Annotated in this window: 26 protein-coding genes; 19 read left to right on the top strand and 7 right to left on the bottom strand. The window is 72.8% G+C overall.

What is annotated here, in order from left to right; translation table 11 throughout:
• Positions 1 to 3: 3 nt before the first annotated feature.
• Positions 4 to 1056 (bottom strand): lactonase family protein, encoded by a 1053-nt coding sequence (locus INP57_RS17565; protein ID WP_200071320.1) that lies wholly within the window; start codon positions 1054 to 1056, stop codon positions 4 to 6.
• A gap of 289 nt (positions 1057 to 1345) precedes the next feature.
• Here INP57_RS17565 and rocD point away from each other — a divergent pair, with 289 nt between their 5' ends.
• Complete coding sequence (gene rocD / locus INP57_RS17560) at positions 1346 to 2635, top strand: ornithine--oxo-acid transaminase (protein WP_200071319.1); 1290 nt, start codon at positions 1346 to 1348, stop codon at positions 2633 to 2635.
• 50 nt (positions 2636 to 2685) lie between these two features.
• Here rocD and zapE read toward each other — a convergent pair whose 3' ends face one another.
• Complete coding sequence (zapE, locus tag INP57_RS17555; protein ID WP_200071318.1) at positions 2686 to 3729, bottom strand: cell division protein ZapE; 1044 nt, start codon at positions 3727 to 3729, stop codon at positions 2686 to 2688.
• Between the two features lie 123 nt (positions 3730 to 3852).
• Between zapE and INP57_RS17550 the strand changes: the two genes are divergently transcribed.
• From INP57_RS17550 to INP57_RS17495, 12 genes are all read left to right on the top strand, one after another.
• A complete protein-coding gene (locus INP57_RS17550; RefSeq protein WP_200071317.1) occupies positions 3853 to 4602 on the top strand; it encodes a pyrimidine reductase family protein in 750 nt (249 codons plus the stop codon).
• Positions 4599 to 5168: an RNA polymerase sigma factor gene (locus INP57_RS17545; protein WP_307850138.1), complete on the top strand. Its 570-nt coding sequence runs from the start codon at positions 4599 to 4601 to the stop codon at positions 5166 to 5168. Before INP57_RS17550 ends, INP57_RS17545 begins: the two co-directional genes overlap by 4 nt.
• Positions 5161 to 5727, top strand: coding sequence for an Asp23/Gls24 family envelope stress response protein (locus INP57_RS17540; RefSeq protein ID WP_200071316.1), 567 nt, complete (start codon positions 5161 to 5163; stop codon positions 5725 to 5727). The genes INP57_RS17545 and INP57_RS17540 overlap by 8 nt, the downstream gene beginning before the upstream one ends.
• A 140-nt stretch (positions 5728 to 5867) precedes the next feature.
• On the top strand, positions 5868 to 6392 hold the full coding sequence (locus INP57_RS17535) for an Asp23/Gls24 family envelope stress response protein (protein WP_200071315.1): 525 nt from the start codon (positions 5868 to 5870) through the stop codon (positions 6390 to 6392).
• Between the two features lie 55 nt (positions 6393 to 6447).
• A complete protein-coding gene (locus tag INP57_RS17530) occupies positions 6448 to 6795 on the top strand; it encodes a hypothetical protein (RefSeq protein WP_200071314.1) in 348 nt (115 codons plus the stop codon).
• Complete coding sequence (locus tag INP57_RS17525; protein ID WP_200071313.1) at positions 6795 to 7091, top strand: hypothetical protein; 297 nt, start codon at positions 6795 to 6797, stop codon at positions 7089 to 7091. Before INP57_RS17530 ends, INP57_RS17525 begins: the two co-directional genes overlap by 1 nt.
• A 39-nt stretch (positions 7092 to 7130) precedes the next feature.
• Positions 7131 to 7310 (top strand): hypothetical protein, encoded by a 180-nt coding sequence (locus tag INP57_RS17520; RefSeq protein ID WP_200071312.1) that lies wholly within the window; start codon positions 7131 to 7133, stop codon positions 7308 to 7310.
• A complete protein-coding gene (locus INP57_RS17515) occupies positions 7307 to 7717 on the top strand; it encodes an Asp23/Gls24 family envelope stress response protein (protein WP_200071311.1) in 411 nt (136 codons plus the stop codon). The genes INP57_RS17520 and INP57_RS17515 overlap by 4 nt, the downstream gene beginning before the upstream one ends.
• A 22-nt stretch (positions 7718 to 7739) precedes the next feature.
• A complete protein-coding gene (locus INP57_RS17510) occupies positions 7740 to 8258 on the top strand; it encodes a DUF6286 domain-containing protein (RefSeq protein WP_233627755.1) in 519 nt (172 codons plus the stop codon).
• Positions 8255 to 8869, top strand: coding sequence for an alkaline shock response membrane anchor protein AmaP (amaP, locus tag INP57_RS17505; RefSeq protein ID WP_200071309.1), 615 nt, complete (start codon positions 8255 to 8257; stop codon positions 8867 to 8869). The genes INP57_RS17510 and amaP overlap by 4 nt, the downstream gene beginning before the upstream one ends.
• Before the next feature lie 46 nt (positions 8870 to 8915).
• Positions 8916 to 10067, top strand: coding sequence for an ATP-dependent DNA ligase (locus INP57_RS17500; protein WP_200071518.1), 1152 nt, complete (start codon positions 8916 to 8918; stop codon positions 10065 to 10067).
• A gap of 68 nt (positions 10068 to 10135) precedes the next feature.
• Entirely contained in the window at positions 10136 to 11032 is an 897-nt protein-coding gene (locus INP57_RS17495) for a 2-dehydropantoate 2-reductase (RefSeq protein ID WP_200071308.1), read from the top strand.
• A 181-nt stretch (positions 11033 to 11213) separates the two neighbouring features.
• Here the strand turns inward: INP57_RS17495 and INP57_RS17490 are convergent, their stop codons facing one another.
• The gene (locus INP57_RS17490; RefSeq protein WP_200071517.1) at positions 11214 to 12104 is read right to left on the bottom strand and encodes an EamA family transporter; all 891 of its coding nucleotides are present in this window, start codon (positions 12102 to 12104) and stop codon (positions 11214 to 11216) included.
• 270 nt (positions 12105 to 12374) lie between these two features.
• Here INP57_RS17490 and INP57_RS17485 point away from each other — a divergent pair, with 270 nt between their 5' ends.
• Complete coding sequence (locus INP57_RS17485) at positions 12375 to 13928, top strand: alpha/beta fold hydrolase (RefSeq protein WP_307850137.1); 1554 nt, start codon at positions 12375 to 12377, stop codon at positions 13926 to 13928.
• Positions 13929 to 14285: 357 nt separating this feature from the next.
• Here the strand turns inward: INP57_RS17485 and ligD are convergent, their stop codons facing one another.
• On the bottom strand, positions 14286 to 15299 hold the full coding sequence (gene ligD, locus INP57_RS17480; RefSeq protein ID WP_200071306.1) for a non-homologous end-joining DNA ligase: 1014 nt from the start codon (positions 15297 to 15299) through the stop codon (positions 14286 to 14288).
• Between the two features lie 111 nt (positions 15300 to 15410).
• Here ligD and INP57_RS17475 point away from each other — a divergent pair, with 111 nt between their 5' ends.
• Positions 15411 to 15731: a hypothetical protein gene (locus INP57_RS17475; RefSeq protein ID WP_200071305.1), complete on the top strand. Its 321-nt coding sequence runs from the start codon at positions 15411 to 15413 to the stop codon at positions 15729 to 15731.
• Positions 15732 to 15774: 43 nt separating this feature from the next.
• The gene (gene msrB, locus INP57_RS17470) at positions 15775 to 16197 is read left to right on the top strand and encodes a peptide-methionine (R)-S-oxide reductase MsrB (protein WP_200071304.1); all 423 of its coding nucleotides are present in this window, start codon (positions 15775 to 15777) and stop codon (positions 16195 to 16197) included.
• A gap of 181 nt (positions 16198 to 16378) precedes the next feature.
• Here msrB and hemQ read toward each other — a convergent pair whose 3' ends face one another.
• Genes hemQ through hemE form a run of 3 tightly spaced genes read right to left on the bottom strand, consistent with a single transcriptional unit; the run spans position 16379 to position 19592 of the window.
• On the bottom strand, positions 16379 to 17074 hold the full coding sequence (gene hemQ, locus INP57_RS17465; RefSeq protein WP_200071303.1) for a hydrogen peroxide-dependent heme synthase: 696 nt from the start codon (positions 17072 to 17074) through the stop codon (positions 16379 to 16381).
• 26 nt (positions 17075 to 17100) lie between these two features.
• Positions 17101 to 18510, bottom strand: a complete 1410-nt coding sequence (gene hemG / locus INP57_RS17460; RefSeq protein ID WP_200071302.1) for a protoporphyrinogen oxidase — start codon at positions 18508 to 18510, stop codon at positions 17101 to 17103.
• On the bottom strand, positions 18507 to 19592 hold the full coding sequence (gene hemE / locus INP57_RS17455; RefSeq protein ID WP_200071301.1) for a uroporphyrinogen decarboxylase: 1086 nt from the start codon (positions 19590 to 19592) through the stop codon (positions 18507 to 18509). Before hemE ends, hemG begins: the two co-directional genes overlap by 4 nt.
• A gap of 256 nt (positions 19593 to 19848) precedes the next feature.
• On the opposite strand from hemE, the gene INP57_RS17450 reads away from it, so the two are divergent.
• The 3 genes from INP57_RS17450 (at position 19849) to INP57_RS17440 (ending at position 22884) form a co-directional block, all read left to right on the top strand.
• On the top strand, positions 19849 to 20424 hold the full coding sequence (locus INP57_RS17450) for a DUF3000 domain-containing protein (protein WP_374220954.1): 576 nt from the start codon (positions 19849 to 19851) through the stop codon (positions 20422 to 20424).
• Positions 20425 to 20802: 378 nt separating this feature from the next.
• Positions 20803 to 21519 carry a response regulator gene (locus INP57_RS17445; RefSeq protein ID WP_037304891.1) on the top strand — a complete coding sequence of 239 codons (717 nt, stop codon included), beginning with the start codon at positions 20803 to 20805 and terminating at the stop codon, positions 21517 to 21519.
• A 111-nt stretch (positions 21520 to 21630) separates the two neighbouring features.
• Positions 21631 to 22884 carry an HRDC domain-containing protein gene (locus INP57_RS17440; protein WP_200071515.1) on the top strand — a complete coding sequence of 418 codons (1254 nt, stop codon included), beginning with the start codon at positions 21631 to 21633 and terminating at the stop codon, positions 22882 to 22884.
• Positions 22885 to 22963 lie beyond the last annotated feature (79 nt).

The raw sequence follows: 22963 nt of genomic DNA, 5'->3' as shown, positions 1-22963 counted from the left end.
CGGTCACTCGGCCCGCGGCGGAACCGGCAGCACGCACGCCGGAGCCGGGGTGGGCACCGGATCGCCCAGCGTCGCGAGCTCGCCCGAGTCCGAAACTTCGAAAGCCTGCACCGTTTCGCTGAGCTGCCCGGCCGCGTACAGCACCCCGCCTTCCGGCGACAGCGCGATGTGCCGCGGACCGCGCACGCCCGCGGGCACGAACCCGAGCGGCTCCAGCTCGCCGGTGAACACCGCGATGCTGTCGTGGCCGCGGTTGGAGGCGAACACGAACCGGCCGTCCGGGGAGACGACCACCTCCGCGGCCAAGTTCTCGTCGGTGTGGCCCGCGGGCACCAGCGGTCGCGGGCGGCCCGGCTGCAGCTCACCGGTCTCCGGGTCGTAGGCCAGCGGCACGATCGTCGAGTCCAGCTCGTTGACCAGGAACGCGCGCTCGCCGTCCGGGTGGAAGGCGAGGTGCCGCGGCCCGGCGCCCGCCTGCGGCGAGACCTCGTGCTTGAGCGCCATGTGCCCGGTGTCCGCGTCGAAGGCGTACACGTACACCGCGTCCGTGCCGAGGTCTGCGGCGAGCACGAACCGCCCGTCCGGCGACGGCAGGATCTGGTGCGCGTGCGGGCCTTCCTGGCGCTGCCGGTTGGGGCCCTGGCCGCTGTGCTCGACGGCGTGGCACGCCTCGCGCAACGCCCCGCGCTCGCCGACCGGATGCACCACGACGTTGCCGGAGAGGTAGTTCGCGGTCAGCACGTAGCGCCCCGAGGGGTGCACGCTCACGTGGCAGGGCGCTGATCCGTGCGTGGGCTGCGAGTTGACCTCGGTGAGCCGGCCGTCCGCACCCACCGCGAACGCCACGACCCGTCCCCTGGCCAGCTCGTTGACCGCGTACAACGCCGCGCCGTCCGGGGACAGCGCCAGGAACGACGGGTCGTAGCTGTCGGCCACGCTGTCGGTGCACCGCAATCGCCCGGTCCCGTCGGCGTGCGCCAGGCGGATCCCGTTGGCGGCGGATTCCGGGCCGGTGTAAGCGCCCAGGTAGACCCGGTAGTGCGCGTCTTGCGGCATCGGCGACCTCCACTCGTGGGTGCGCTCCGCGCGGACTCGCGCCGACGGAGGCCTCGGGGATCGCGCCCGGACATCCGATCATCGACGCTGGGTCATCGACGGTACACGCGGTGTTCATCCGCGTTCGCCCGACCGTAGCCACCGCGTGCCGTCCCGCACAGGTCCGCCGGACCTACGGCCGCACGACGCGTGAACGTTTCACGCCGGAGCCGAAGTGCGCAACGATCAGTCGCGTGAAGCAATGCTGCGCGGCTGAAACGAAGGCGTCGGGCGGCATAACCTGAGCGGCATGACTTCCGCTTCGACCGACACGCCTGCCGCCGCCGGGGCTTCGGGCGCCCCCGACGTCTCCGGTGCCGCCGACATCTCCGGCGCTTCGGGCGCGGCCGAATACCTCCGGCTCGACGAGCAGTACGGCGCGCACAACTACCACCCGCTGCCGGTGGTGATCGCCGAAGCCGACGGGGCGCGGGTGACCGACGTGGACGGTCGCCACTACCTGGACTTCCTCGCCGGGTATTCCGCGCTGAACTTCGGGCACCGGCACCCGCGGCTGGTCGCCGCGGCCACCGAGCAGCTCGGTCGGGTCACGCTCACCAGCCGGGCGTTCCACCACGATCAGTTCGGGCCGTTCTGCCGGGAACTGGCCGAGCTCACCGGCACCGAGCGGGTGCTGCCGATGAATTCCGGGGCGGAGGCCGTCGAATCCGCCATCAAGATCGCCCGGAAGTGGGCGTACGAAGTCAAGGGCGTGCCCGCGGAGCAGGCCGAGATCGTCGTGGCCGGGGGCGGCTTCCACGGCCGCACCACGACGATCGTGTCGTTCTCGACCGACGAGTCCGCCCGCGGCGGCTTCGGGCCGTTCACGCCCGGGTTCCGCATCACCCCCTACGGCGACGCGGCGGCCGTCGAAGCGGCGATCTCCGAACGCACCGCGGCCGTGCTGGTGGAACCGCTGCAGGGCGAGGCCGGTGTGGTCGTTCCGCCGGAGGGCTACCTGAAAGCGGTGCGGCGCTCCTGCGACGAGCACGGCGCGCTGCTGATCGCCGACGAGATCCAGTCCGGGCTCGGCCGCACCGGCGAACTGCTGGCCTGCGAGCACGAGGGGGTGCGCGCCGACCTGTACACGCTCGGCAAAGCGCTCGGCGGCGGCATCCTGCCGGTTTCCGCGGTCGTGGGCCGCGATGACGTGCTCGGCGTGCTGCGGCCCGGTGAGCACGGCTCGACTTTCGGCGGCAATCCCCTGGCATGCGCGGTCGGGCGCGAGGTGGTGGCGATGCTGGCCACCGGCGAGTTCCAGCGACGCTCCCGCGAACTCGGCGCGCACCTGCACGCGCGGCTCGGCGAACTCGTCGGCCGCGGGGTCACCGAGGTGCGCGGGCGCGGGCTGTGGGCGGGTGTGCAGCTCGCTCCCGGCGGCCCGACCGGCCGGGAGGTCAGCGAAGCCCTGGCCGCGCGCGGCGTGCTGTGCAAGGAAACCCAGGACACCACGCTGCGGATCGCACCCCCGCTGGTGATCGGCCGCGACGAGCTGGACACCGGCCTGGACGCGATCAGCGAGGTGCTCCACCAGGAGTGAACGGACCGCTGGTCCCAATAGATCGGGCGAAGAGGCCGTTCACTCGGAACTCAGGATTTGACGATGTCCCTGGATAGCGAAGTGAGACGGCTCAGCGCCCGCAGGTACTTCTTGCGGTAGCCGCCGCGCAGCATCTCCTCGGTGAACAGCCCGGACAGCGGCTCGCCGGAGACCCGCACCGGGATCGCCCGGTCGTAGAGCCGGTCGGCGAAGGCCACCAGGCGCAGCCCCACCGTCTGGTTCGGCGCCGCGTGCAGTCCGCGCAGGTGCACGGTGCTGACGCCGTCGACGAGCTTGCCGTACTTCGACGGGTGTAATCCGGCCAGGTGGGTGCAGAGCTCGTCGAAGTCGTCGAGCGTGGCGCACGCGGCGGAAGCGGCCTGCTCGGCCAGCTCCGCGTCGTCGGCCGGTTCCGGCGGATCGGGCAGCCCGCGGTGGCGGTAGTCCGGCCCGTCCACCCGGACCACGTCGAACCGCTCGGCCATCGCGTGGATCTCGCGCAGGAAGTCCGCGGCGGCGAAACGTCCCTCGCCGAGCTTGCCGGGCAGCGTGTTCGAGGTGGCCGCGACGTGCACGCCCGCTTCGGTGAGCTTCGCGATCAGCTGGGTGACCAGCATCGTGTCGCCCGGGTCGTCGAGCTCGAACTCGTCGATGGCCAGCAAGCGGTGCTCGGACATCCGCCGCACCGTCTCGCTGAACCCCAGCGCGCCGACCAGGTTGGTCAGCTCGACGAACGTGCCGTAGGACTTCGGGCCGGGCACCTCGTGCCACAGCGAGGCCAGCAGGTGCGTCTTGCCGACGCCGAAACCGCCGTCCAGGTACAGGCCCCGCTTGGCCTGCGGGCGCTTCCCGCCGGACTTGCCCGTCTTCTGGCCGAAGAGCGTTCGCCACCACGAGCCGCCTTCGCCGGCGGCCGCGACCCGGCCCGCGAACTCGCGGCAGGCCGCTACGGCCTCGGCCTGGCTGGGCTCGTCCGGGTTCGGCACGTAGGTCTCGAACCGGGCCTCGTCGAACAGCGGTGGCGGAGCCATCGCGTCGATCAGTTCGTCCGGGCTCAGCTCGGGGCTGCGGTCCACGAGGCGCGCGGCGGTCATGCCGCCGACCCTATAACCGGTGTCGGACCGGTGACCGGTGGCAGTGCTCACCCCTCGGCGCCGGCCCTACAGCGCTGCGGGTCCGGCCGATCGGGCGGGCGCCGCCCGTGTTGGGATGGGCGGGTGCAACGCCTCTGGCCTCCCGAACAGCGGTCCCCCGACGAGATCCCGGCCGCCGACCTCGAAGCGTTCTACGCCTACCCGGCCGACCGGCCGTGGCTGCGGGTGAACTTCGTGTCCAGCCTGGACGGAGCGGTGACCGTGCGGGGCAGCTCGCGGGGGCTGTCCGCGCCCGCCGACCGGCGGGTGATGGCGCTGATCCGCAGCCTCTCGGACGTCGTGCTGGTCGGCGCGGGCACCGCGCTGGTCGAGGGCTACCGCGGGGTGAAACGGACCGAGGTGCGCAGCGAGCTGCGGTCCCGGCTCGGGATGCCGGAGGTGCCGCCGATCGCGGTGGTGTCCCGGCGCTGCTCGCTGGAGCCGGACTCGCTGCTGCTGACCGACACGGTCGTGCCGCCGATCGTGGTGACCTGCGGCTCCGCCCCGGAGTCCCGCCGCGCGGCGCTGGCGGACGCGGGTGCCGACGTGCTCGTCGCAGGCGACGAGACCGTAGACCTGCCCGCCGCCGTGACGGCGCTGCACGAACGCGGGCTGCGGCGCATCGGCGGCGAAGGCGGGCCGACGCTGTTCGGCGACCTCATCGCCGACGACCTCGTCGACGAGCTGTGCCTGACCATGTCCCCGCTGCTGACCAGCGGCGACGCAGGCCGCATCGCGCACGGTGCGCCGATCGCGGCGCGCGAGATGCGGCTGAAATCGGTGCTGCACGCGGAATCGCTGCTGCTGTTGCGCTACGGGAGACTGCGGGGGTGACCGAGCAGGTCGACACCGACCGGGACCTGATGGGCGCCGCGCAGCGCGGCGACGGAGTGGCCTTCGACGAGCTGGTCCGCAGGCACACCGCCGCCATGTACCGCGTCGCCTACCGGATCCTCAACGACCGGGCCGAGGCCGAGGACGCCGTGCAGGAGGCGTGGGTCTCGGCGTGGCGCTCGCTGCACCGCTTCCGCGGGGACGCCGCGCCGACCACCTGGCTCTACCGCGTGGTGACCAACGCGGCGCTGGCGCAGGTGCGCAGGCGCAAGCCCGCGGTCCCGATGGACATCAGCGACGAGTCGATGAGCCATCTGGTCTCCGACCGGGAATCCGGCAATCCGGAGGACCACGCGATGCGCTCCGAAGAGGCCGGCCGAGTGCACCGGGCCATCGCGACCCTGGAGCCTTCGCAGCGCGTGCCGCTGATCCTGCGCGAGTTCGAAGGCATGTCTTACGAGGAGATCGCCGAGGTGCTAGAGGTGAACGAGGCGGCATTGCGATCACGGTTGCACCGCGCGCGGCTGGCCCTGGTGGCGAGGTTGAAGGAGATGCACCGTGAGTGAGTCCTCCCTCGACGCCGACCAGCACTTGGCCTGCGGCCGCACTGTCGGCGAACTCGTCGAGCACCTCGCCGGGGACGCACCGCCGGAGTTCGCCGCGCACGCCGCGAGCTGCCCGCACTGCCAGGCGGCACTGGCGGACCTGGCGCCCGGCTGGGAGCCGGTGCGCCGCGCCGCGCAGCTGTCCGTCGAACCGCCGAGGGGTCTGCTCGAACGCACGCTGCTGACGGTGCGGGGAGCGCGGGACGGCGCCGGTGGTTCTCCCGCGGAGATCGCGCAGGAGCAGGGCTCGCTGCGGGTGGCACCGCAGGCGACACTGGTGCTGGCGCGGCGGTTGAGCGGCGAGCTGCTCGCCGATCGGCCGGGAGTCCGGCTGCTGGCCTGCACCGGGGACGTGCAGGAGGTCCGGGTGGATCTGCAGGTCGGCTACGGGCTGGACGCACCGGAGGTGACCACGCGGTTGCGTGCCGAGCTGGAGCGGGCGCTGCGGAACCTGCTCGGCGCGGCGGCACCCGCGGTGTGGGTGCGGGTCGCCGATGTCGCGCCGCGGCAGGGATCATGATTGGCTCGCGAATGTGACTTGAGTCGCACCTGCGCGACGGCTGCGGGATCAGCCGCATCCGATCTTGCGTCGGCGACTCCGCCGGTACTCGCGCGGCGCCGGCGACAACCCCCAACGCGCGCAAGGAAGGAGCCTTACCCATGGCCGAGACGAGTGGTAGCACCAGGCAGAACGCCGAGGAGCAGGCCGGTTCCGCGGGCGCGGGCAAGACCGTGACCACCGGATCCTCCTCGCCCGCCCGGCTGGCCGACGAGACGTCGCAGGGCAAGACGACGATCGCCGCGTCGGTCGTGCAGAAGATCGCCGGGATCGCCGCACGCGAGATCTCCGGCGTGCACGCGATGGGCGGCGGCGTCTCCCGCGCCTTCGGCGCCATCCGGGAGCGGATCCCCGGCGGCAGCGGCACCACCTCCACCTCCGGCGTGCAGGTCGAGGTCGGCGAGAAGCAGGCCGCGATCGACCTGGACATCGTAGTGGAGTACGGCGCGTCGATCGTCGAGCTGGCCCGCGCGGTGCGCCGCAACGTGATCACCGGTGTGGAGCGGATGACCGGGCTGGAGGTCATCGAGGTCAACATCGCGGTCAACGACATCCACCTGCCGTCCGACGACGACGAGGAGAACGGCTCGGCGGCGGGCGGCAGCGCCTCGTCCCGGGTCGAGTGAGCACCGCGGTCCCGGCCTGCCCCGCCGGGACCGCGTCCGGGCCGAAGGAGCTGCCATGACCGAACCCCCGCGCGAAGAGCCCCCGCAGATCGCGGAACGGGTGGCCGCGGCGGTGCGCGCGCACCCCGCCGTGGCCGAGCTGCACGGCGGCCCGTTCGGCACCATCGCCTCGCACCTACCGGGCCGACGGGTCACCGGAGTCCGCGCCGACTCGGCCGGTGAGCCGGTGGAGGTCGGTGTGGTCCTCCGGCTGATCGACCCGCTGCCGGGCATCGTGGCGCAGCTGCGCGAGCTGGTCGCCGAGGTGACCGGTCCGGCGCCGGTGGACATCACCGTCGTCGACGTCCGCACCGCCGAGGACGTCGATGCGGATGATCCGGGCACCGGCGAGGCGGACCGCTGATGACCGGCGCCCGGGACGAAGACGCGCAACGGCGGTACCGCGCCTTCGTCCGCGCCCACCACCCTGACGCGGGTGGTGATCCGGACGAGTTCGCCGCCGGGCTGGCCGAGCTGCGCGCCCAGCGGGACCGTGCGCTCGGCCGGTGCCCGCAGCTGGACCGGCAGGCCGGCGCGGGCGCGCGGCCGGACCGCTACGACGCGCCCGTTCGCGTCGTCGCCGGCCCGCGTCCGTTGCGCGGCGTGGTGCACCGGATCCGGGCGTGGCACCGGCGCAAACGCCGCACGCGAGTGCGCTGAGCGCACTACGGGAGAGTCAGAGCGAGGAAGGTTCCCCAGATGAACGCAACGCAGACCGGCCTGATCGCCGGCCTCATCCTCGGCGCGGCCGCCGCCTGCGGCGGCTTCGTCGGCTTCCTGGTCGCGCTGGTGCTCGGCGCGATCGGCCTGCTCGTCGGGCGCGTGCTGGACGGCGAGCTGGAGATCGGCGACATCCTGGGCCGGGGCAAGGACCGATGAGCGCACCCGCCGAGGCCACCGCAGAACCTGCGGGCGGGGACGCCGTGCGGCCTGCCGCCGGGGACGCCGCCGAGCGCGGCACGCTGCAGATCGACCGCGGGGTGCTGCGCAAGATCGCCGAGCACGCCGCGGACACCACCGCGGGCACCACCCGGGCGCAGCGGCGGATCGCCGGGTTGGGGGTCGGCACGCACGGCTCCAGCGCGAAGCTGTCCGGCCCGGACCGGGAACTGCGCATCCGGCTGGACCTGGCGCTGCGCTATCCCGAGCCGGTGGGCGAGTCGGTGCGGGCGGTCCGCGCGAAGGTCCGCGAGGAACTGGATCGGCAGGCAGGTGTCCGGGTGATCTCGGTGGAGGTCACCGTCTCGGCATTGGTGCCCGCGCCGAAACGCGACCGAGTGGAGTGAGCCCTTGCGTGCCGTTGTCCGTTTGATCACGTCCCTGGCCGGGCTGGCCGCCCTCGCGGCGGGCGTGCTGCTGATCGTCGAGATCGTCGGCGCGTGGACCCGGCGCGGATCGGGTGGCGTGCTGGTGCCCTGGTCCGCGGCCCGTCCCGCGCTGGACGGCTTGAACTGGCAGGACCTGCCGGTGCGGCTGGTGTCGGCAGGTGTGGTGCTGCTCGGGCTGGTGCTGCTGCTGGCGGCGCTGCGCGCGGGCCGCAAGGAGATCCGGCTGCTCGACCCGGCGCCCGAGGTCACCGTGACCACCGACCCGCGTTCCCTGGCGCGGCTGGTGGGGCACCAGGTCCGCGCGCAGGACGGCGTCGCCGGGGCTTCGGTGACCGCGGACCGGCGCCGGGTGCGGGTGCGGGCCACCGGGCAGTTCCGGGTGGTCGGCGACCTGCGCGACCGGTTGTCGCAGACCACGGCAGGCGCGGTCGGCGAGCTGCCGCTGCAACGCGCACCCAAGGTGTCGGTTTCGGTTTCCCCGGCGAAGGAGCGGCGATGACGCACCGAGAAGTTCCCGCCCGCCCGAGTCGCACCGCGGTCGGCCGCTCGCTCGGCTTCGAGCGGTCGCTGCTGACGGTGATCGGGTTGGTGCTGCTGCTGGTCGGCGCGCTGGCGCTGGTGGTGGGCGCGGGCTGGCTCGGCCGGTTCCGCGCGCAACGCCCGGTGCTGGATCCGCTGGCCACGCGCTGGGCGAGCGGCCACAGCGAGTGGGTCTACGGCATCGGCATCGCGCTCGGGGTCGTGCTGGCGGTGCTGGGCGTGTGGTGGCTGCTGCGGTCGCTGCGCCCGGAAGGGCGGCCGGACCTGCGGCTGACCGGTGAGGGGGAGAGCTCGGCGACGGTCACGTCCGCGGCGCTGACCGAGGCGGTGCGCGCCGACGCGGAGAACGTCACCGGGGTCAGCCGCGCCCGGGTGCGGATGGCGGGCACCGATCAGCGGCCCAACGTCCGGCTCACGCTGTCGCTGCAGGAAGGCACGAACGTGCGGCACGTGTGGGAGGAGCTGGACGACAAGGTCCTCTCCCGCGCCCGTCGGGCGCTGGGCACCGAGGAGCTGCCCACCGCCGTCCGGATGCAGCTGGACCGCTCGCCGCGGCAGCGGGTGCGCTGAGCCGCGCACATACTCGACGAACTTGGTGCGGACCGAGGAGGTCGTCGTGGCGCTGCGGGTGCATCCGCCGGTGAAACCGATGCTGGCCGGGCCGGTCGACGGGCTGCCGGAGCGCCCGGGCCTGTGCTTCGAGCCGAAGTGGGACGGCTTCCGCTGCCTGGTCTTCGCCGATCCGGGCGGGCCTGCACCGGACGACGCGGCCTCGGATCCTCCCGTGATGCTGCAGTCGCGCACCGGCAAGTCGTTGAACCGCTACTTCCCGGAGGTGCTCGAAGCGGTCGCCGCGAAGCTGTCCCGTCCCGCGGTGCTCGACGGCGAACTGATCGTGGTGCGCCGCGACGAGCACGGCGACCACCTCGACTGGGACGCGCTCAGCGAACGCATCCACCCGGCGGCCAGCCGGGTGCGGCAGCTGGCCGAGCGCACCCCGGCGCGGTTCGTCGCCTTCGACCTGCTCGCGCTGGACTCCGACGACCTGCGCACCGAACCGTTCTCCACCCGCAGGCAACGGCTCGACGAGCTCGGCCTGACCGGCCCCGAGCTGCTGGCGACGCCGATGACCACCGATCACGGCACGGCCGAGGCGTGGTTCCGGGTGTTCGAGGGCGCCGGGCTGGACGGCATCATCGGCAAGGACGCGGAAAGCCCGTACCTGGCGGGCAAGCGCACCATGCTGAAGATCAAGCACGCGCGTACCGCGGACTGCGTGGTTGCCGGGCTGCGCTGGCACGCCAACACCGAACCCGGCACGGCGGTGGGGTCGCTGCTGCTGGGGCTCTACGACGACCGCGGCGTGCTGCACCACGTCGGCGTCGTGGGCGCGTTCCCGGCTGCGATGCGGCGCGAACTGGCGGACCAGCTCAGCACCCTGCGCACCGAGGGGGAGCACCCGTGGCTCGGCGAGCACGCCGCGGACGGCCGCAGGCTGCCCGGTTCGATCAACCGCTGGCGCAGCACCGAACAGCCGTGGCAGCCGCTGCGGCCGGAACGGGTCGTGGAAGTCAGCTACGACCACACCGAAGGCGCCGCGCCATCCCGATTCCGGCACACCACGCAGTTCGTGCGCTGGCGACCGGACCGCGACGCCACCTCCTGCCGCTACGACCAGCTCGACGAACCCACCCGCTACGACCTGGAGGCGGTGCTCCGCGGCGAGATCACCGCGGCCGGTCGGGGAGGCTCCGGGATCGGGACGTAGTGCCGATCGAGCTGCTGAACGGCTTCTCGCGGCTGATCGAGGGGTGCACGAACAAGTAGGCTGCGGCCGTGGCTGCTCAACGAATTGCGGTGATCGGGGCGGGTGCGGTCGGCGGGGTGCTCGCGGCAGCGGCGCACGCGGCCGGGCACGAAGTCACGGTGTGCGTGCGCACGCCGTTCGACGAGCTCGTGATCGAGGACCCGGACGGCAGCAGCGAGCTGCCCGTCGCGATCGAGACCGACCCGCAGCGGCTCGGCCCGGTGGACTGGGTCCTGCTGACCACGAAGGTCCAGGACATCGCGAGCGCCGAAGGGTGGCTGCGGGCCGCGGACGGGCCGAAGACGCCCGTCGTCGCGGTGCAGAACGGCATCGAGCACCACGCGTCGCTCGCCCCGTTCGGCCTGCGCTCGCCGGTGCTGCCCGCGCTGCTCTACGGGGGCGCGGAACGGTTGCGGCCCGGATACGTGGTCCGCCGCTCCCCGATCAGCCTGGTGGTGCCCGCCTGCGAGCTCGCCGAGCGGTTCGAGGGCCTGCTGAGCGGGCCGGACGTGCGCACGACCGAAGACTTCCGCAGCGCGGCCTGGCGCAAGCTGCTGACCAACCTCGGCGCGAACCCGATCTCCGCGCTGACGATGCGGCGGCTGGACGTGTTCGCCGAACCCGGCGCGCGCGAGCTGCTGCGCGCGGTGCTGTCCGAAGCGGTCGCGGTGGCGCGCGCGGAAGGTGCCGAGCTGGACGAGGGCGACGTGGACCGCAGCATCGAAGCGTTCGGCTTCCTGGTCGACGACTCCACCGGCACGTCGATGCTCTACGACCGGCTGGCCGGGCTGGGCACCGAGCACGAGGCCATCACCGGCGTTCTGGTGCGCGCGGCGCGGCACCACGGCATCCCGGTGCCGCGCAACGAAACGCTGCTCGCTCTGCTGCGCGCCCTCCCGGAGAACTCCCCGCGACCTCCCGGGTGAACGGACTGCTCGATGCTCCTATGTTTGACCAGCGGTCCGTTCGCTGCACCGGCGATCACCCCGGCCCGGTGGCGTCCGGGCGTGTCGGCGCCCCGGCAGTTCCGAGTGAACGGACTGCTCGTCCAATCTATTGGGACCAACGGTCCGTTCACTTCCGGCTGAACCGGGTCGGCGGGAGCCGCTACTGGGCGAAGCGGGTGGAACCGACCGAAGCGAGCACGACGCAGCCGATGGCCACCCACTGCAAAGCGCTCAGCGCCTCCCCCAGCACGAGCAGCCCGGCCAGCGCGGCGACCGCGGGCTCCAGGCTCATCAGCACGCCGAACACCCGCGGCGGAATCCGGCGCAGCGCCTCCAGCTCCAGCGAGTACGGCACCACCGACGACATCAACGCCACCACGAGCCCGGCCACCAGCACCGGTGGCTCCAGCAGTTGCATCCCGGAGCCGGTGATCCCGAACGGCAACGCGACAACTGCGCCGAACGCCATCCCCAGCGCCAGGCCGGAACCACCGCTGGTGTACTTGCCGAGCTTCCCGCCCACCAGGATGTAGCTGCCCCACAGCACTCCCGCAGCCAGCGCGAAACCGACGCCGACCGGGTTCAGCCCACCGTCCACACGGGACAGCAGCAGCACGCCGATTCCGGCGAGGACCGCCCACAGCAGGTCCAGCTTGCGCCGCGAGCCGAACACCGCCACCGACAGCGGCCCCAAGAACTCGATGGTCACCGCCACGCCCAGCGGAATGCGGTCGATCGCCTGGTACAGGCAGATGTTCATGCCCGCGAGCACCGCCCCGTAGGCGGCGATCACCAGCCAGGTCGTGCGATCCAGGCGCAGCGACGGACGCCAGACGACCAGCAGCACGAGCGCGGCGAACAGCAGCCGGAGCGTCACCACCCCGTTGGCCCCGGCCATCGCGAACAGCTGCTTCGCGAACGCGGCGCCGACCTGGAGGCTGATCACGCCGAGCAGCACCAGCATCGGCGGCGGGACGGCACCGAAACCGCGGGCGACGGCAGGTCGAAGCGACTCCCACGGCCGCCGCCTGCCCCACGATGCTCCGGCCATGTTCGCCGCGTCCACGTCCGCGCCTCCGATTCCGCCGCTATCCGCGATTCGGATTCCCGCCATCCCGATCGCCTGCGATTCCGCCGGTCCGCACGCCGGTGCTTCGGGGGAACCGCCGGGAACCCGGCGAGCAACCGTAGCCGGTGCGCAGCGGCCGCCCAAGCGCAAGCACGGCGACGTTCACCACGCCCGGCCCGCTCCCCCTAACCGGGGGCTCACGCCGATCATGCGATGCTCAGCCGCAGCCAAACCTGCGTCGAGGGAGCAGCCGTGCCGCGCGCCAGCCACCGGATCGGTGCTCTGCTGCTGCTGGCCGCACTGGCCACCGGCTGTTCGGCCGGTCCCTCGCAACGCCCGGCGGTGGCCTACCGCGGGCCGGAGCAGCAGGTCGCGCCCACTCCCCCGCCGCCAGGCCCGGCTCCCGTGCCCGAGCTCGGCGCACCCGCGGGCGGCACGTTGAACTGGAAGGACTGCACGCAGCAGACCCGCGACGAGATCGGGGCCACCGACGGCCCCGCGTTCTCCTGCTCGCAGTTGCTGACCACATTGGACTCACCGGAGTCGCCAGCGGCGGGCACCACCCGCGCCGAGCTGCTCAGCACCGGCAACGGCGGCATCCCGCTGGTCGTGCTCGGCGACGCCGGTGGTGAGCCGGGCACCAGCGTCGCCGCCCGGATGGCGCTGCGGATGCCGCCGGAGATGCTGAACACGTTCCGGATCATCGGCATGGACCGCCGCGGCACCGGGGGCTCCGACCCGGCCGACTGCATCCCGCCGCAGCAGCGGCAAAGCATCGCCGGTTTCGACCCGCGGGCGACCGACCGCGCCTCGCTGGACCGGTTGCTGGTGTCGGTGCGCGACTCGAGCCAGGAATGCCTGCTCGACCTCGACGACCGGTTGCAGGCGTACGACACCTGGCGCACCGCGGGTGATCTGGAGGAGCTGCGCCGCGAACTGGACGTGCCGAAGCTGCACGCTCTGGCCAGGGGCGAGGCGTCGCGGGTGCTGACGACCTACGCCCAGCGCTACCCGGGCTCGGTGGGCCGGATGGTGCTCGACGGCGGGCCGAACCCGCTGATGGACGCGATGGGCCAGGCCAAGGAGCAGGCGCAGAGCGCGGAGCGGACCTTCGACGCGTTCGCCGAGGACTGCGCGGCCAACGGCCCTTGCCCGCTCGGGCCGGATCCGCGGCGCACCGTCGAGGACCTGGTGGAGCGCACGCGGGCCGCACCGCTGCCCGCCGCCGGTGCGCCGGTGACGGCGGGCAAGATCGTCCGGGTGCTGGCGAGCGGGCTCGGCGACAGCGACCGTTGGCCGCAGCTGCGGGAAGCGCTGGCCGCGGCGAACTCCGGTGACGGAGCTGCCATCGGCGAGCTGGCCCGGCCGCTGGTCGAGGACACCGGTCAGGATCCGGCGCAGCTCGACGGCGACCTGATCACCAGCTGCAACGACACCGCGCTGCGGGTTCCGCCGGAGCGGGTCGTGGCTCTCGCAGGGGAATGGGTCCGCACGCATCCGCTGTTCGGCGGCATGTACGCGCAGCGGCTCGCGTGGTGCAGCCAGTGGCCGCCACCGGAGCAGGAGCCGCCGGCGCCGTCGGCGCCGGGGTTGCCGCCGATGCCGGTGGTGGCGACCGCGAAGGATCCGTCGATGCCGGAGAAGGGCACCGAGCAGCTCGCCGAACAGCTCCCGTCCGGCGTCCCGATTCGCTGGCTGGGCGCAGGCCACGGCGCGTTCGGCCGTTCGGACTGCGTCACGGAGGCCGTCACGCGGTTCTTCGTGCGCGGCGAGGTACCCGCTGCCGGGACGGCCTGCCCGGCGTGATCGGCCGGGGCACCTGCGCGTGAGTCCCGGGGAGGTCGGCGGCCACCCCGGGACTCACGTGCAGAAATGCGACGAATGAGTTCGTCAGCAGTTCGAGCAACACCCGCAGGAGGGTCCGCTGCAACTGGCGCAGCAGTTGCAACCGCCGGCCTGCGGAGCGGTCTCGTTCTCGGTGGGAACCATCGGGGTCCTCCTCACGTGGTGAACACCAGCAGTAGCGATGGTGCGCGGCCATCCGCCACGCGGCACACCGCCGCCAGAGGGACCCGGTCTGGTCCATCCCGTTGAACAGGGATCATGCACACATAGCAATGGGTGACCAAAGCGCTGTGCGCACGGGCGGCTGCGCCAACGGGGTCACCGTTCGACCGCGGGACTGTTCTTCCGGGACCTGGTCGGCTCGCCGGGCATCTTCGGGTAGTCCGGCGGGTAGGGCAGCTCGCCGAGACCGCGATCGCGCTCGTCGCGCTCGTACCACTCCAGCAACGCGGTGATGTCGTGCGCGCGCTCGTCCAGCCCGCGGTGCGGGTCGCCGTGCTCGGCAAGCCAGTCCGGCACCGTGGCCAGGTCGAACTCGTCCGGTTCGACCTCGGCGAGCCGGTCCCAGGTCAGCGGGGTGGACACGGTCGCGCGCGGATTCGCGCGGATCGACCACGCGGAGGCGATGGTGCGGTCCCGCGCGGCCTGGTTGAAATCGAGGAACACCCGCTCACCGCGGTCCGCCTTCCACCAGGCGACCGTGGCGTGCTGCGGGATGCGCCGCTGCACCTCGCGGGCCAGCGCGATCACCGCGTGCCGCACTTCGACGAAGTCCCAGCGCGGCCGGATCCGCACCAGGACGTGCACGCCGCGGCCGCCGGAGGTCTTCGGGAATCCTTCCAGGCCCGCTTCGCCGAGCACTTCGCGCAGCACCTCGGCGACCCGGACGGCCTCCGCGTACCCGGTGCCCGGCTGCGGGTCGAGGTCGATCCGCAGCTCGTCGGGATGATCGACGTCGGCCGAGCGCACCGGCCACGGGTGGAAGTCCAGCGTGCCGAGGTTCGCCGCCCACGCGAGCACCGCGGGCTCGCTCGGGCAAACCGTCTCGGCGGTGCGCCCGGACGGGAAGGTCACCTGCACCGAGCGCACCCACCGCGGCGCGCCCTTCGGCACGCGCTTGGCGTAGAAGGGCTCGCCGGTCACGCCGCCGGGAAAGCGCTTGAGCGTCGTCGGGCGGTCGCCGACGGCCCGCAGCAGCGGTTCGGCCACCGCGAGGTAGTACTCGACGACCTGGCGCTTGGTGAATCCGCGCGCCGGGAAGTACACCTTGTCCGGGTGCGAAACCCGGACCGTCCTGCCTGCGACGTCCAGTTCCAACGAGGATTCGGCCACGCCGCCAGACTAGGCCGCCGACCCGGCCCGAGCGCCGTTGCGCGCGCGGCAGCTCCAGCGGCCTGTGTTCAGCGGAGCACAGCGGCGCCGCCGGAGCGTTAACGTGGGCCGATGCCGCCGGGACACGGGGCCGACGATCCAGAGGCGCGCGGCCCGCAGGGAAGGTTCGCCGACGACCTCGTCGGCTTGGACCCGCAGGATCCGGAGGTGCGGCGGTTCGCCGAACACCTGGACAAGATCGAGCACCCGAACTCGCCCGCCACCGTCGAGGGGATGCTGCGCGGCGTCGGCGACTTCGCGGACGGGGCGAACCGCGCCGGGGGCCACCGGCGACTCGTGGTGGCCCTGATCGTGCTGCTGGTCGTCGGCCCGTCGGCGCTGATGCTGGTGTGGACCGGGCTGCGGCTGGTCGCCGAAGCGCTGGCCGGTTGACCGGGCACGGGCAGTCGATCACCGGAAGGGTTAGCGTGGAGGCATGGATCCGGTCGCGGGCGCCACTCCGAAGGTCTCCAAGTCCGAGCAGGAATGGCAGCAACAGCTCAGTCCGAACGAGTACGCCGTGCTGCGCCAGGCGGCGACCGAGGCGCCGTTCAGCGGCGAGTACGTCGACACCGACACCACCGGTGTCTACGAGTGCCGGGCGTGCGGCGCGGAACTGTTCCGCAGCGAGACGAAGTTCGCCTCGCACTGCGGCTGGCCGTCGTTCTACGACCCGCGGGACACCGACGCGGTGATCCTGCGCGAGGACCGCTCGATGGGCATGGTCCGCACCGAGGTGCTGTGCGCGACCTGCTTGAGCCACCTCGGCCACGTCTTCACCGGCGAGGGCTACGACACCCCCACCGACCAGCGCTACTGCATGAACTCCATCGCACTGCGCCTGGTGCCCGCGCAGTGACCGACCAAGGCCCTACCAGCGGGCGCACCAGCTCGTCAGGGACAAGCGAGCGGCGTGAGCCTCAACTAGGCGCGGGGTGATCTCCGAACCGCCGGTGCGGCCGCGCGAAATGGTCGCGCGGCCGCGGCCGGTTGGCGCGTCGTGCTCGTCGGCAGTCCACCGGTCCGGAAACCGCTGAGCGTCAGGGCAGCCGCTCGAGCAGGTCCGCCACGTCCACGCGCTTGCCGGTGAAGAACGGCGTCTCCTCGCGCACGTGCCGCCGCGCCTCGGTGTAGCGCATCTTCCACATCAGGTCGACGATCCGGTGCAGCTCCGGGGCCTCGAAGGCGAGGATCCACTCGTAGTCGCCGAGCCCGAACGAGGACACCGTGTTCGCCCGCACGTCCGGGAAATCGCGGGCCGCCATGCCGTGGTCCTTGAGCATCGTGCGGCGCTCGTCGTCCGGCAGCAGGTACCAGTCGTGCGAGCGCACGAACGGGTAGACGCAGAGGTAGTCGCCCGGTTCGTTGTTGACCAGGAAGTCCGGCACGTGGCTCTTGTTGAACTCCGCGGGCCGGTGCAGCGCCGCGTTGCTCCACACCGCCTCGGAAGCCTCGCCGAGCGTGGTGCCGCGGCGGAAACCGGCGTAGGCGGCCTGCAGGGGCTCGATCTGCTCGGCGTGCCACCAGATCATGAAGTCGGCGTCCGCGCGCAACCCGGCGAGGTCGTAGACGCCGCGCACCACGACGCCGGATTCGGCGAGACCGTCGAGGTATTCGCGGGTGGCCACCGCGGCCTTCTCCCGGTCCTCGGGCAACGCGCCCGGCTCGACCTGGAAAACCGACCACATGGTGTAGCGGAGAGTTTCGTTGAGTTCGGAGTAGTTCAGCCGCGCCATGCGGCCATGGTCCCACTTCTGGGCAGTCAGGCGGCCACGAGGTGTTCTGCTATGGCACTCGCGGCCGCTTCACCGGTGGCCACGCACGCGGGCACGCCCACTCCGTGCAGCACAGCACCGGCCAGCGCCAAACCGCCCGCACCGGCCACCGCTCGTTCCAGCTCGGTGACGGTGTCCAGGTGGCCCACCGCGTACTGCGGCAAACCGCCGCCCCAGCGCACGACCGCGGAGTCCACGGGTTCGACCGCGAGCCCGCTGATCTCGCGCAGATCGGCAACGACCCGGCGGACCATCTCGGCGTCGGTGAGCCGCAGCAGCTCGTCCTGCCCGGATCGGCCGACGGAACCGCGCACCAGCAGCTCACCGCGGCTGCCTGCCAGGTGCGGCCACTTGCGGCTGGAGAAGGTGAACGCCTTCGCGGTGAACGGCGTGCCGTCGGCGTGCGTCTCGCCGCGCGCGATGAGCGTGCCGGACGCGTCCGGCAGCTCGGTGTCCGCGGGCAACGCCAGGCCGAGCACCGCCATCGACGCCAGTTCGACCTCGGAGAGCAGTTCGGCCGCGGCCGGGACCTCCTCGGCGAGCAACCGCCGGGCGGCGGGGGCGGGCACCGCGAGCACCACCGCGTCCGCGTCCAGCACCTCGGGATCCGGCGCGGGGCCGATCTCCAGGAGCCATCCGGGACCGCCGCGGCGCAGCGCCCGGACCGGTTGTCCGAGCCGCACGCGCGCCTGCGAGGACTCCGCCAAGCGCTGCACGAGTTCGCCGTATCCGGCCCGGAAGGCGCCGAACACCGGTGGTTTCGGTCCGGAGGTCGGCGGCGGCAGCGCGGCCGCGGCGGCCGCGGTGATCGATTCGGCGCCCGCGTCCAGCGCGGCGGCCAGCGCCGGGACCGTCGCGCGCAGCCCGAGCCCGTCCGCGCTGCCCGCGTAGACCCCGCCGAGTAGCGGCTCCACCAGCCGGTCCACGACCTCGCCGCCGACGCGTTCCCGCAGCAGTGCGCCGACCGAGACGTCCGCGCCGCGCAGGTCCAGCGGAGGCAGCTGCGCCTCGCCGCGCAACGCGGCCATTCCGTCCTCGGACAGCACCTCGCGCACCGCCTCCGGATCCGACGGCACCCCCATCACGCCACCCGCAGGCAGCGGATGGATGCGCCCGCCGGCGCGCACCCGCGCGGAAGCACCGCCGGGGTGCACGACTTCGCCCGGGATTCCGAGTTCCTCGGCCAACCGCAGCACTTCCGGGCGCCGGGCCAGGAAAGCCTCCGCGCCGAGATCGAACTCGCGGCCTGCCAGCTTCGCGGTGCGCAGCTTCCCGCCCAGCCGGTCGGTCTGCTCCAGCAGCACGATCTCCGCATCGGGCAGCGCGGTCCGCAGCCGGTGCGCGGCGGCCAGGCCGCTGACGCCGCCACCTACCACCGCGATCCGCGGTCCTGTCACGACCGGGCGCTCTCGGCGTGCACCTGCCGCACGATCCGGGTCAGCACGTCCGGGTCCGTGGTGGGCAGCACGCCGTGCCCGAGGTTGAACACGTGCCCGCCCGCGGCGCGGCCGTCCGCGAGAATCCGGCGCACTTCCCGCTCGACGGCCTCGTCCCCGGCGAACAGCACCGCCGGGTCGAGATTGCCCTGCACCACCGGATCGGTCCCGGGAGCGGCCTCGCGCAACCGCTGCGCCGCGGTGTCCAACGGCACCCGCCAGTCGACGCCGACCACGTCGGCACCCGCCGAACGCATCGCGCCGAGCAGCTCACCGGTGCCCACCCCGAAGTGGATCTTGGAGACGTCCGGGGCGGATTCCGCGACGCCCTCGAAGATCCGGCGGCTGTGCGGCAGCACGAACTCGCGGTAGTCCCGCAGCGACAGCGCGCCCGCCCAGGAGTCGAACAGCTGCACCGCGTCCACTCCGGCCGCCAGCTGCACGCGCAGGAAGGTCAGCGTCGTCTCGGCCAGCTTCTCCAGCAGCGCGTGCCAGGTGCGCGGGTCGGAGTGCATCAGCGCCTTGGTGCGCTCGTGGTTGCGGCTCGGACCGCCTTCGACCAGGTACGAGGCCAACGTGAACGGCGCACCGGCGAAACCGATCAGCGGCGTGTCCCCGAGTTCGCCCAGCAGCCGCCGCACGGCCTCGCCGACCGGCGCGACCTGCTCGGGATCCAGCTCGGGCAGTGCTGCGACCGCTGCGGGATCGCGCACCGGCTCGGCCACCACCGGGCCGGTGCCCGCGACGATGTCCAGCCCGACACCGGCCGCGTACAGCGGCAGCACGATGTCGCTGAACAGGATCGCCGCGTCCACGCCGTGCCTGCGCACCGGCTGCGCGGTGATCTCGCTGACCAGGTCCGGAGTCAGGCACGCCTGCAACATCGGGGTGCCTTCGCGCACCTTCCGGTATTCCGGCAGCGACCGCCCTGCCTGGCGCATGAACCAGACCGGGGTGTGCCGGGGAGTGCCGCCGCGCGCGGCGACCAGCAGCGGTGCGTCGGTGAGGTCCCGGCGAGCCGAGACCGGTGCGGGTTGAGTCATGGCGCGTCCGTACTCGATGAATGGAGTCGCGGCGCTCGACCGTCGCGACGGCCCGGGCGGTTCCCCCGGTTCGACAGCGGGCTTGCTCGACTTTCCGCTCGCCGAACTCCGCCGGCCGCGCGGGGTGCGGTGCGCCGTACCGGACATCTTCGCAGACGCCCTTCCGCCCGGACGCGCGGGCAAGATCAGCTTCGGCGTGCGGGTGCCCGGCGTGGCTCCTACACCCCGCCGAGCGGGCCGACTACGGTCCCGACCCGTGACGGAGATGGCGGCGGTGCCCGAGACGTTCCGGCAGGCAGTTGCCGCACTGGCCGCACCCGCTGAGCGCACGGGGGTGGCGGTCAGCGAGGTGCGTCCCCCGAAGCGGCTCGCGCCGTGGGCCTACGCGGTCGCGGCGGAGGCGAACGGACCCGCCGACGAACTCGCGACCGCCCGGCTGGTGCTGCTGCACGACCCGGACGAGCCGGACTCCTGGAACGGCGTGCTGCGGCTGGTGGTGTACCTGCGGGCCGAGCTCGATCCGGAGCTGGCCGCCGATCCGCTGCTTCCCGGCGTCGGCTGGTCCTGGTTGACCGACGCCCTGCACGAGGCGGGCGCGGCGGCGGACCGGCTGGGCGGCACGGTGACGCTGACCTCTTCGGCGCGATTCGGCGACATCGCGGGCCCGCCGCGCAGTCACGATCTGGAGCTGCGCGGTTCGTGGACGCCGGGCGGGGAGGACCTCGGCGCGCACGCCATCGCCTTCCAGGAGTTGCTGGCGAGTGCCGCGGGCCTGCCTCCCGAGGGCGTCTCGCTGCTCAACCAGCGAGCCGGTGGCGCTGCGCCGCGTTGATCCGGAACGGCCGGCGCCGAGCGGCCACGCGCGCACGGCCGGGCGCCGCGCGCGAAGCGTCGGGATTCCCCTCACGAGGACCCCGAAAATCCCGCAGCTGGTTGCTTCGGCAACGTTTTTGCGATGTGCAAACTAGGTGTGTCGTTCAACCACGTTCCGGCGTTACGGAAATCCCCCGCACCCACCCGATCGAGTGACAAAAACGGACCGCTGTGACAACTCGATCGGGATACATACCCGATTGATCGTCCCGCTGACCCGCTTGGGCGGTTACGCTGCCCCCGACGACACCACTTTCGGTCGATCAGTGGCGCGGCTGATTGGTCGAGAGTCCCGGTGCCGGTCGGGGGGCACGACCGACTCCAGGGAGGTAGTGACGTGGCTGCCGTCGGCTTAGGTCAGGCCGCTCGAACCACGCCCGCCGGCGCGTTGCCGGCCAACATGGTCCCGCACCCGCGGGAAGAGCTGTTCACGGTGCTCGTGGTGGATGACCATCCGCTGCTCCGGGAGGCCATCGCCGCCCGGCTGCTGCAGATGGGCGCCGGCACGGTGCACGAGGCCGCTTCGATGGCCGAGGCCAGGGCTCGCGCCCTGGCGACCGGTCCGTGCGACCTCGCGATACTCGATCTCGGACTCCCCGACGGGACCGGCATCGACCTGGTCACGGAACTCCGTACCCAGGGCTGGCCGCGGATCGTGGTGCTCGCTTCGTCCGACGACCCCTATGCGGTCCGGGCCGCCTTCCAGGCAGGCGCTCAGGCGTACCTGCTGAAGTCGGCCTCGCCGATGGTCGTCACCGACGGGGTGCGCCGCGTTCTGGACGGCGGTGTGTATGCCGACCCCAGCGTGGCTCCGGTGCTCGCAGCGGGCACCCGGGTCCCGGGAACCGACAACACGCCACGGGAACTTTCCGGGCGTGAGGTCGAGGTGCTGCAACTGGTGGCCGATGGCCGATCCAACAAGGAGATCGGCGAGGCGCTCAACCTCTCCGCGCTCACGGTGAAGAGCCACCTGTCGCGGATCGGCCGCAAGTTGGGCACCGGAGACCGAGCGCAGATGGTTGCCCTGGCCATGCGGGCCGGGGTGATCAGATGACCGGTTGATCATCGAGTGATCCGAAGTCCCACCGCGATCGTCGGGTCCGGTCGGGCACGGCGGGCCTCGGGCTGGTCGCTCCCGCGGGCGGACCGCAACACGTAAGGTCTGATAGCCGTGGAAGCTGCTTGTCCCGAGTCCGTCGAACCCGACCGCCCCGAGCCCGCGCTGCTCACCGAGCCCGCTGACGGCGTCCCGCCGGTAGTGGAATCACCGGCAGCGCTGGAGACCGCCGCGGCCGCACTGGCCGCGGGGTCCGGTCCGGTCGCGGTGGACACCGAACGCGCGTCCGGCTACCGGTACTCGCAACGCGCCTACCTGGTGCAACTGCGCCGGGAAGGGGCGGGAACCGTACTGGTGGATCCGGTCGCGCTGAACGGTGCCCTGGGGCCGCTGGCTGCGGCCCTGGCGGGCACCGAGTGGGTGCTGCACGCCGCTTCGCAGGACCTGCCGTGCCTGGCCGAGCTGGACCTGCGGCCGGAGCGGTTGTTCGACACCGAACTCGCCGGTCGGCTGGCCGGGTTCGAGCGGGTGTCGCTGGGCGCTCTCGTCGAGCGGATGCTCGGTTTCCGGCTGGAGAAGGGCCACAGCGCCGCGGACTGGTCGCGTCGGCCGCTGCCGCAGGAATGGCTGGTCTACGCGGCGCTGGACGTGGAACTGCTGATCGCGTTGCGCGAGGCGATGCGCGCCGAACTGGAACGCCAGGGAAAGCTGGACTGGGCCTGGCAGGAGTTCGACGCGGTTCGCACCGCGGAACCACCCCGTGCGCGCCCCGAGCCGTGGCGGCGCACCTCCGGGATCCACCGGCTGCGCAATCCCCGCCAACTCGCCGCCGTTCGTGCGCTGTGGGAGGCCCGGGACCGCATCGCGGCCGAGCGCGACATCGCACCCGGCCGGATCCTGCCGGACTCCGCGGTGGTGCAGGCGGCGCAGGCCGACCCGAAGACCGCGGAGGAGCTGACCGCGCTGCCGGTTTACGGCGGCAAGCAGCAACGGCGCCGGGCATCGACCTGGCTGGGCGCGCTGCGCTCGGCCCGCGAACTCACCGGCGCGGAGCTGCCGGTCGCGTCCCCGCCGCAGGACGGCCCGCCGGCACCGAACCGCTGGGCGGACCGCGACCCGGCCGCCGCCGCGCGGCTGTCCGCGGCGCGCTCGGCGATCTCGGAGATCGCCGAGGCGAACGGCTTGCCTGCGGAGAACCTGCTGCTGCCCGATCTGCTGCGGCGGATGTGCTGGACCCCGCCGAAGCAGCTCGACACCGAATCCGTGGCGGCGCACCTGCGCGAACGCGGCGCCCGCGAATGGCAGCTGGACCTGACCGCGGCAGCCCTGAGCACCGCGCTGCAGGCCGGGTCCGAGGGATGAACACCGTCGGCGGAGAACGCCGCGCAGCTCCTCTCCCCACGTCGCGCGGGCTCCCGCGTCCCGAACCGACCGCGGCGCT

It is taken from the genome of Saccharopolyspora galaxeae (assembly GCF_016526145.1).
GTDB lineage: Bacteria > Actinomycetota > Actinomycetes > Mycobacteriales > Pseudonocardiaceae > Saccharopolyspora_C > Saccharopolyspora_C galaxeae.
This window is presented reverse-complemented; position numbering and strand designations above follow the sequence as displayed.

Bases quoted from the DNA above. Each gene is read 5' to 3' on its own strand.
- INP57_RS17565 (WP_200071320.1), bottom strand. From the start codon at position 1,056: ATGCCGCAAGACGCGCACTACCGGGTCTACCTGGGCGCTTACACCGGC.
- rocD (WP_200071319.1), top strand. From the start codon at position 1,346: ATGACTTCCGCTTCGACCGACACGCCTGCCGCCGCCGGGGCTTCGGGC.
- zapE (WP_200071318.1), bottom strand. From the start codon at position 3,729: ATGACCGCCGCGCGCCTCGTGGACCGCAGCCCCGAGCTGAGCCCGGAC.
- INP57_RS17535 (WP_200071315.1), top strand. From the start codon at position 5,868: ATGGCCGAGACGAGTGGTAGCACCAGGCAGAACGCCGAGGAGCAGGCC.
- INP57_RS17530 (WP_200071314.1), top strand. From the start codon at position 6,448: ATGACCGAACCCCCGCGCGAAGAGCCCCCGCAGATCGCGGAACGGGTG.
- INP57_RS17525 (WP_200071313.1), top strand. From the start codon at position 6,795: ATGACCGGCGCCCGGGACGAAGACGCGCAACGGCGGTACCGCGCCTTC.
- INP57_RS17520 (WP_200071312.1), top strand. From the start codon at position 7,131: ATGAACGCAACGCAGACCGGCCTGATCGCCGGCCTCATCCTCGGCGCG.
- INP57_RS17515 (WP_200071311.1), top strand. From the start codon at position 7,307: ATGAGCGCACCCGCCGAGGCCACCGCAGAACCTGCGGGCGGGGACGCC.
- amaP (WP_200071309.1), top strand. From the start codon at position 8,255: ATGACGCACCGAGAAGTTCCCGCCCGCCCGAGTCGCACCGCGGTCGGC.
- INP57_RS17490 (WP_200071517.1), bottom strand. From the start codon at position 12,104: ATGGCCGGAGCATCGTGGGGCAGGCGGCGGCCGTGGGAGTCGCTTCGA.
- INP57_RS17475 (WP_200071305.1), top strand. From the start codon at position 15,411: ATGCCGCCGGGACACGGGGCCGACGATCCAGAGGCGCGCGGCCCGCAG.
- msrB (WP_200071304.1), top strand. From the start codon at position 15,775: ATGGATCCGGTCGCGGGCGCCACTCCGAAGGTCTCCAAGTCCGAGCAG.
- hemQ (WP_200071303.1), bottom strand. From the start codon at position 17,074: ATGGCGCGGCTGAACTACTCCGAACTCAACGAAACTCTCCGCTACACC.
- hemE (WP_200071301.1), bottom strand. From the start codon at position 19,592: ATGACTCAACCCGCACCGGTCTCGGCTCGCCGGGACCTCACCGACGCA.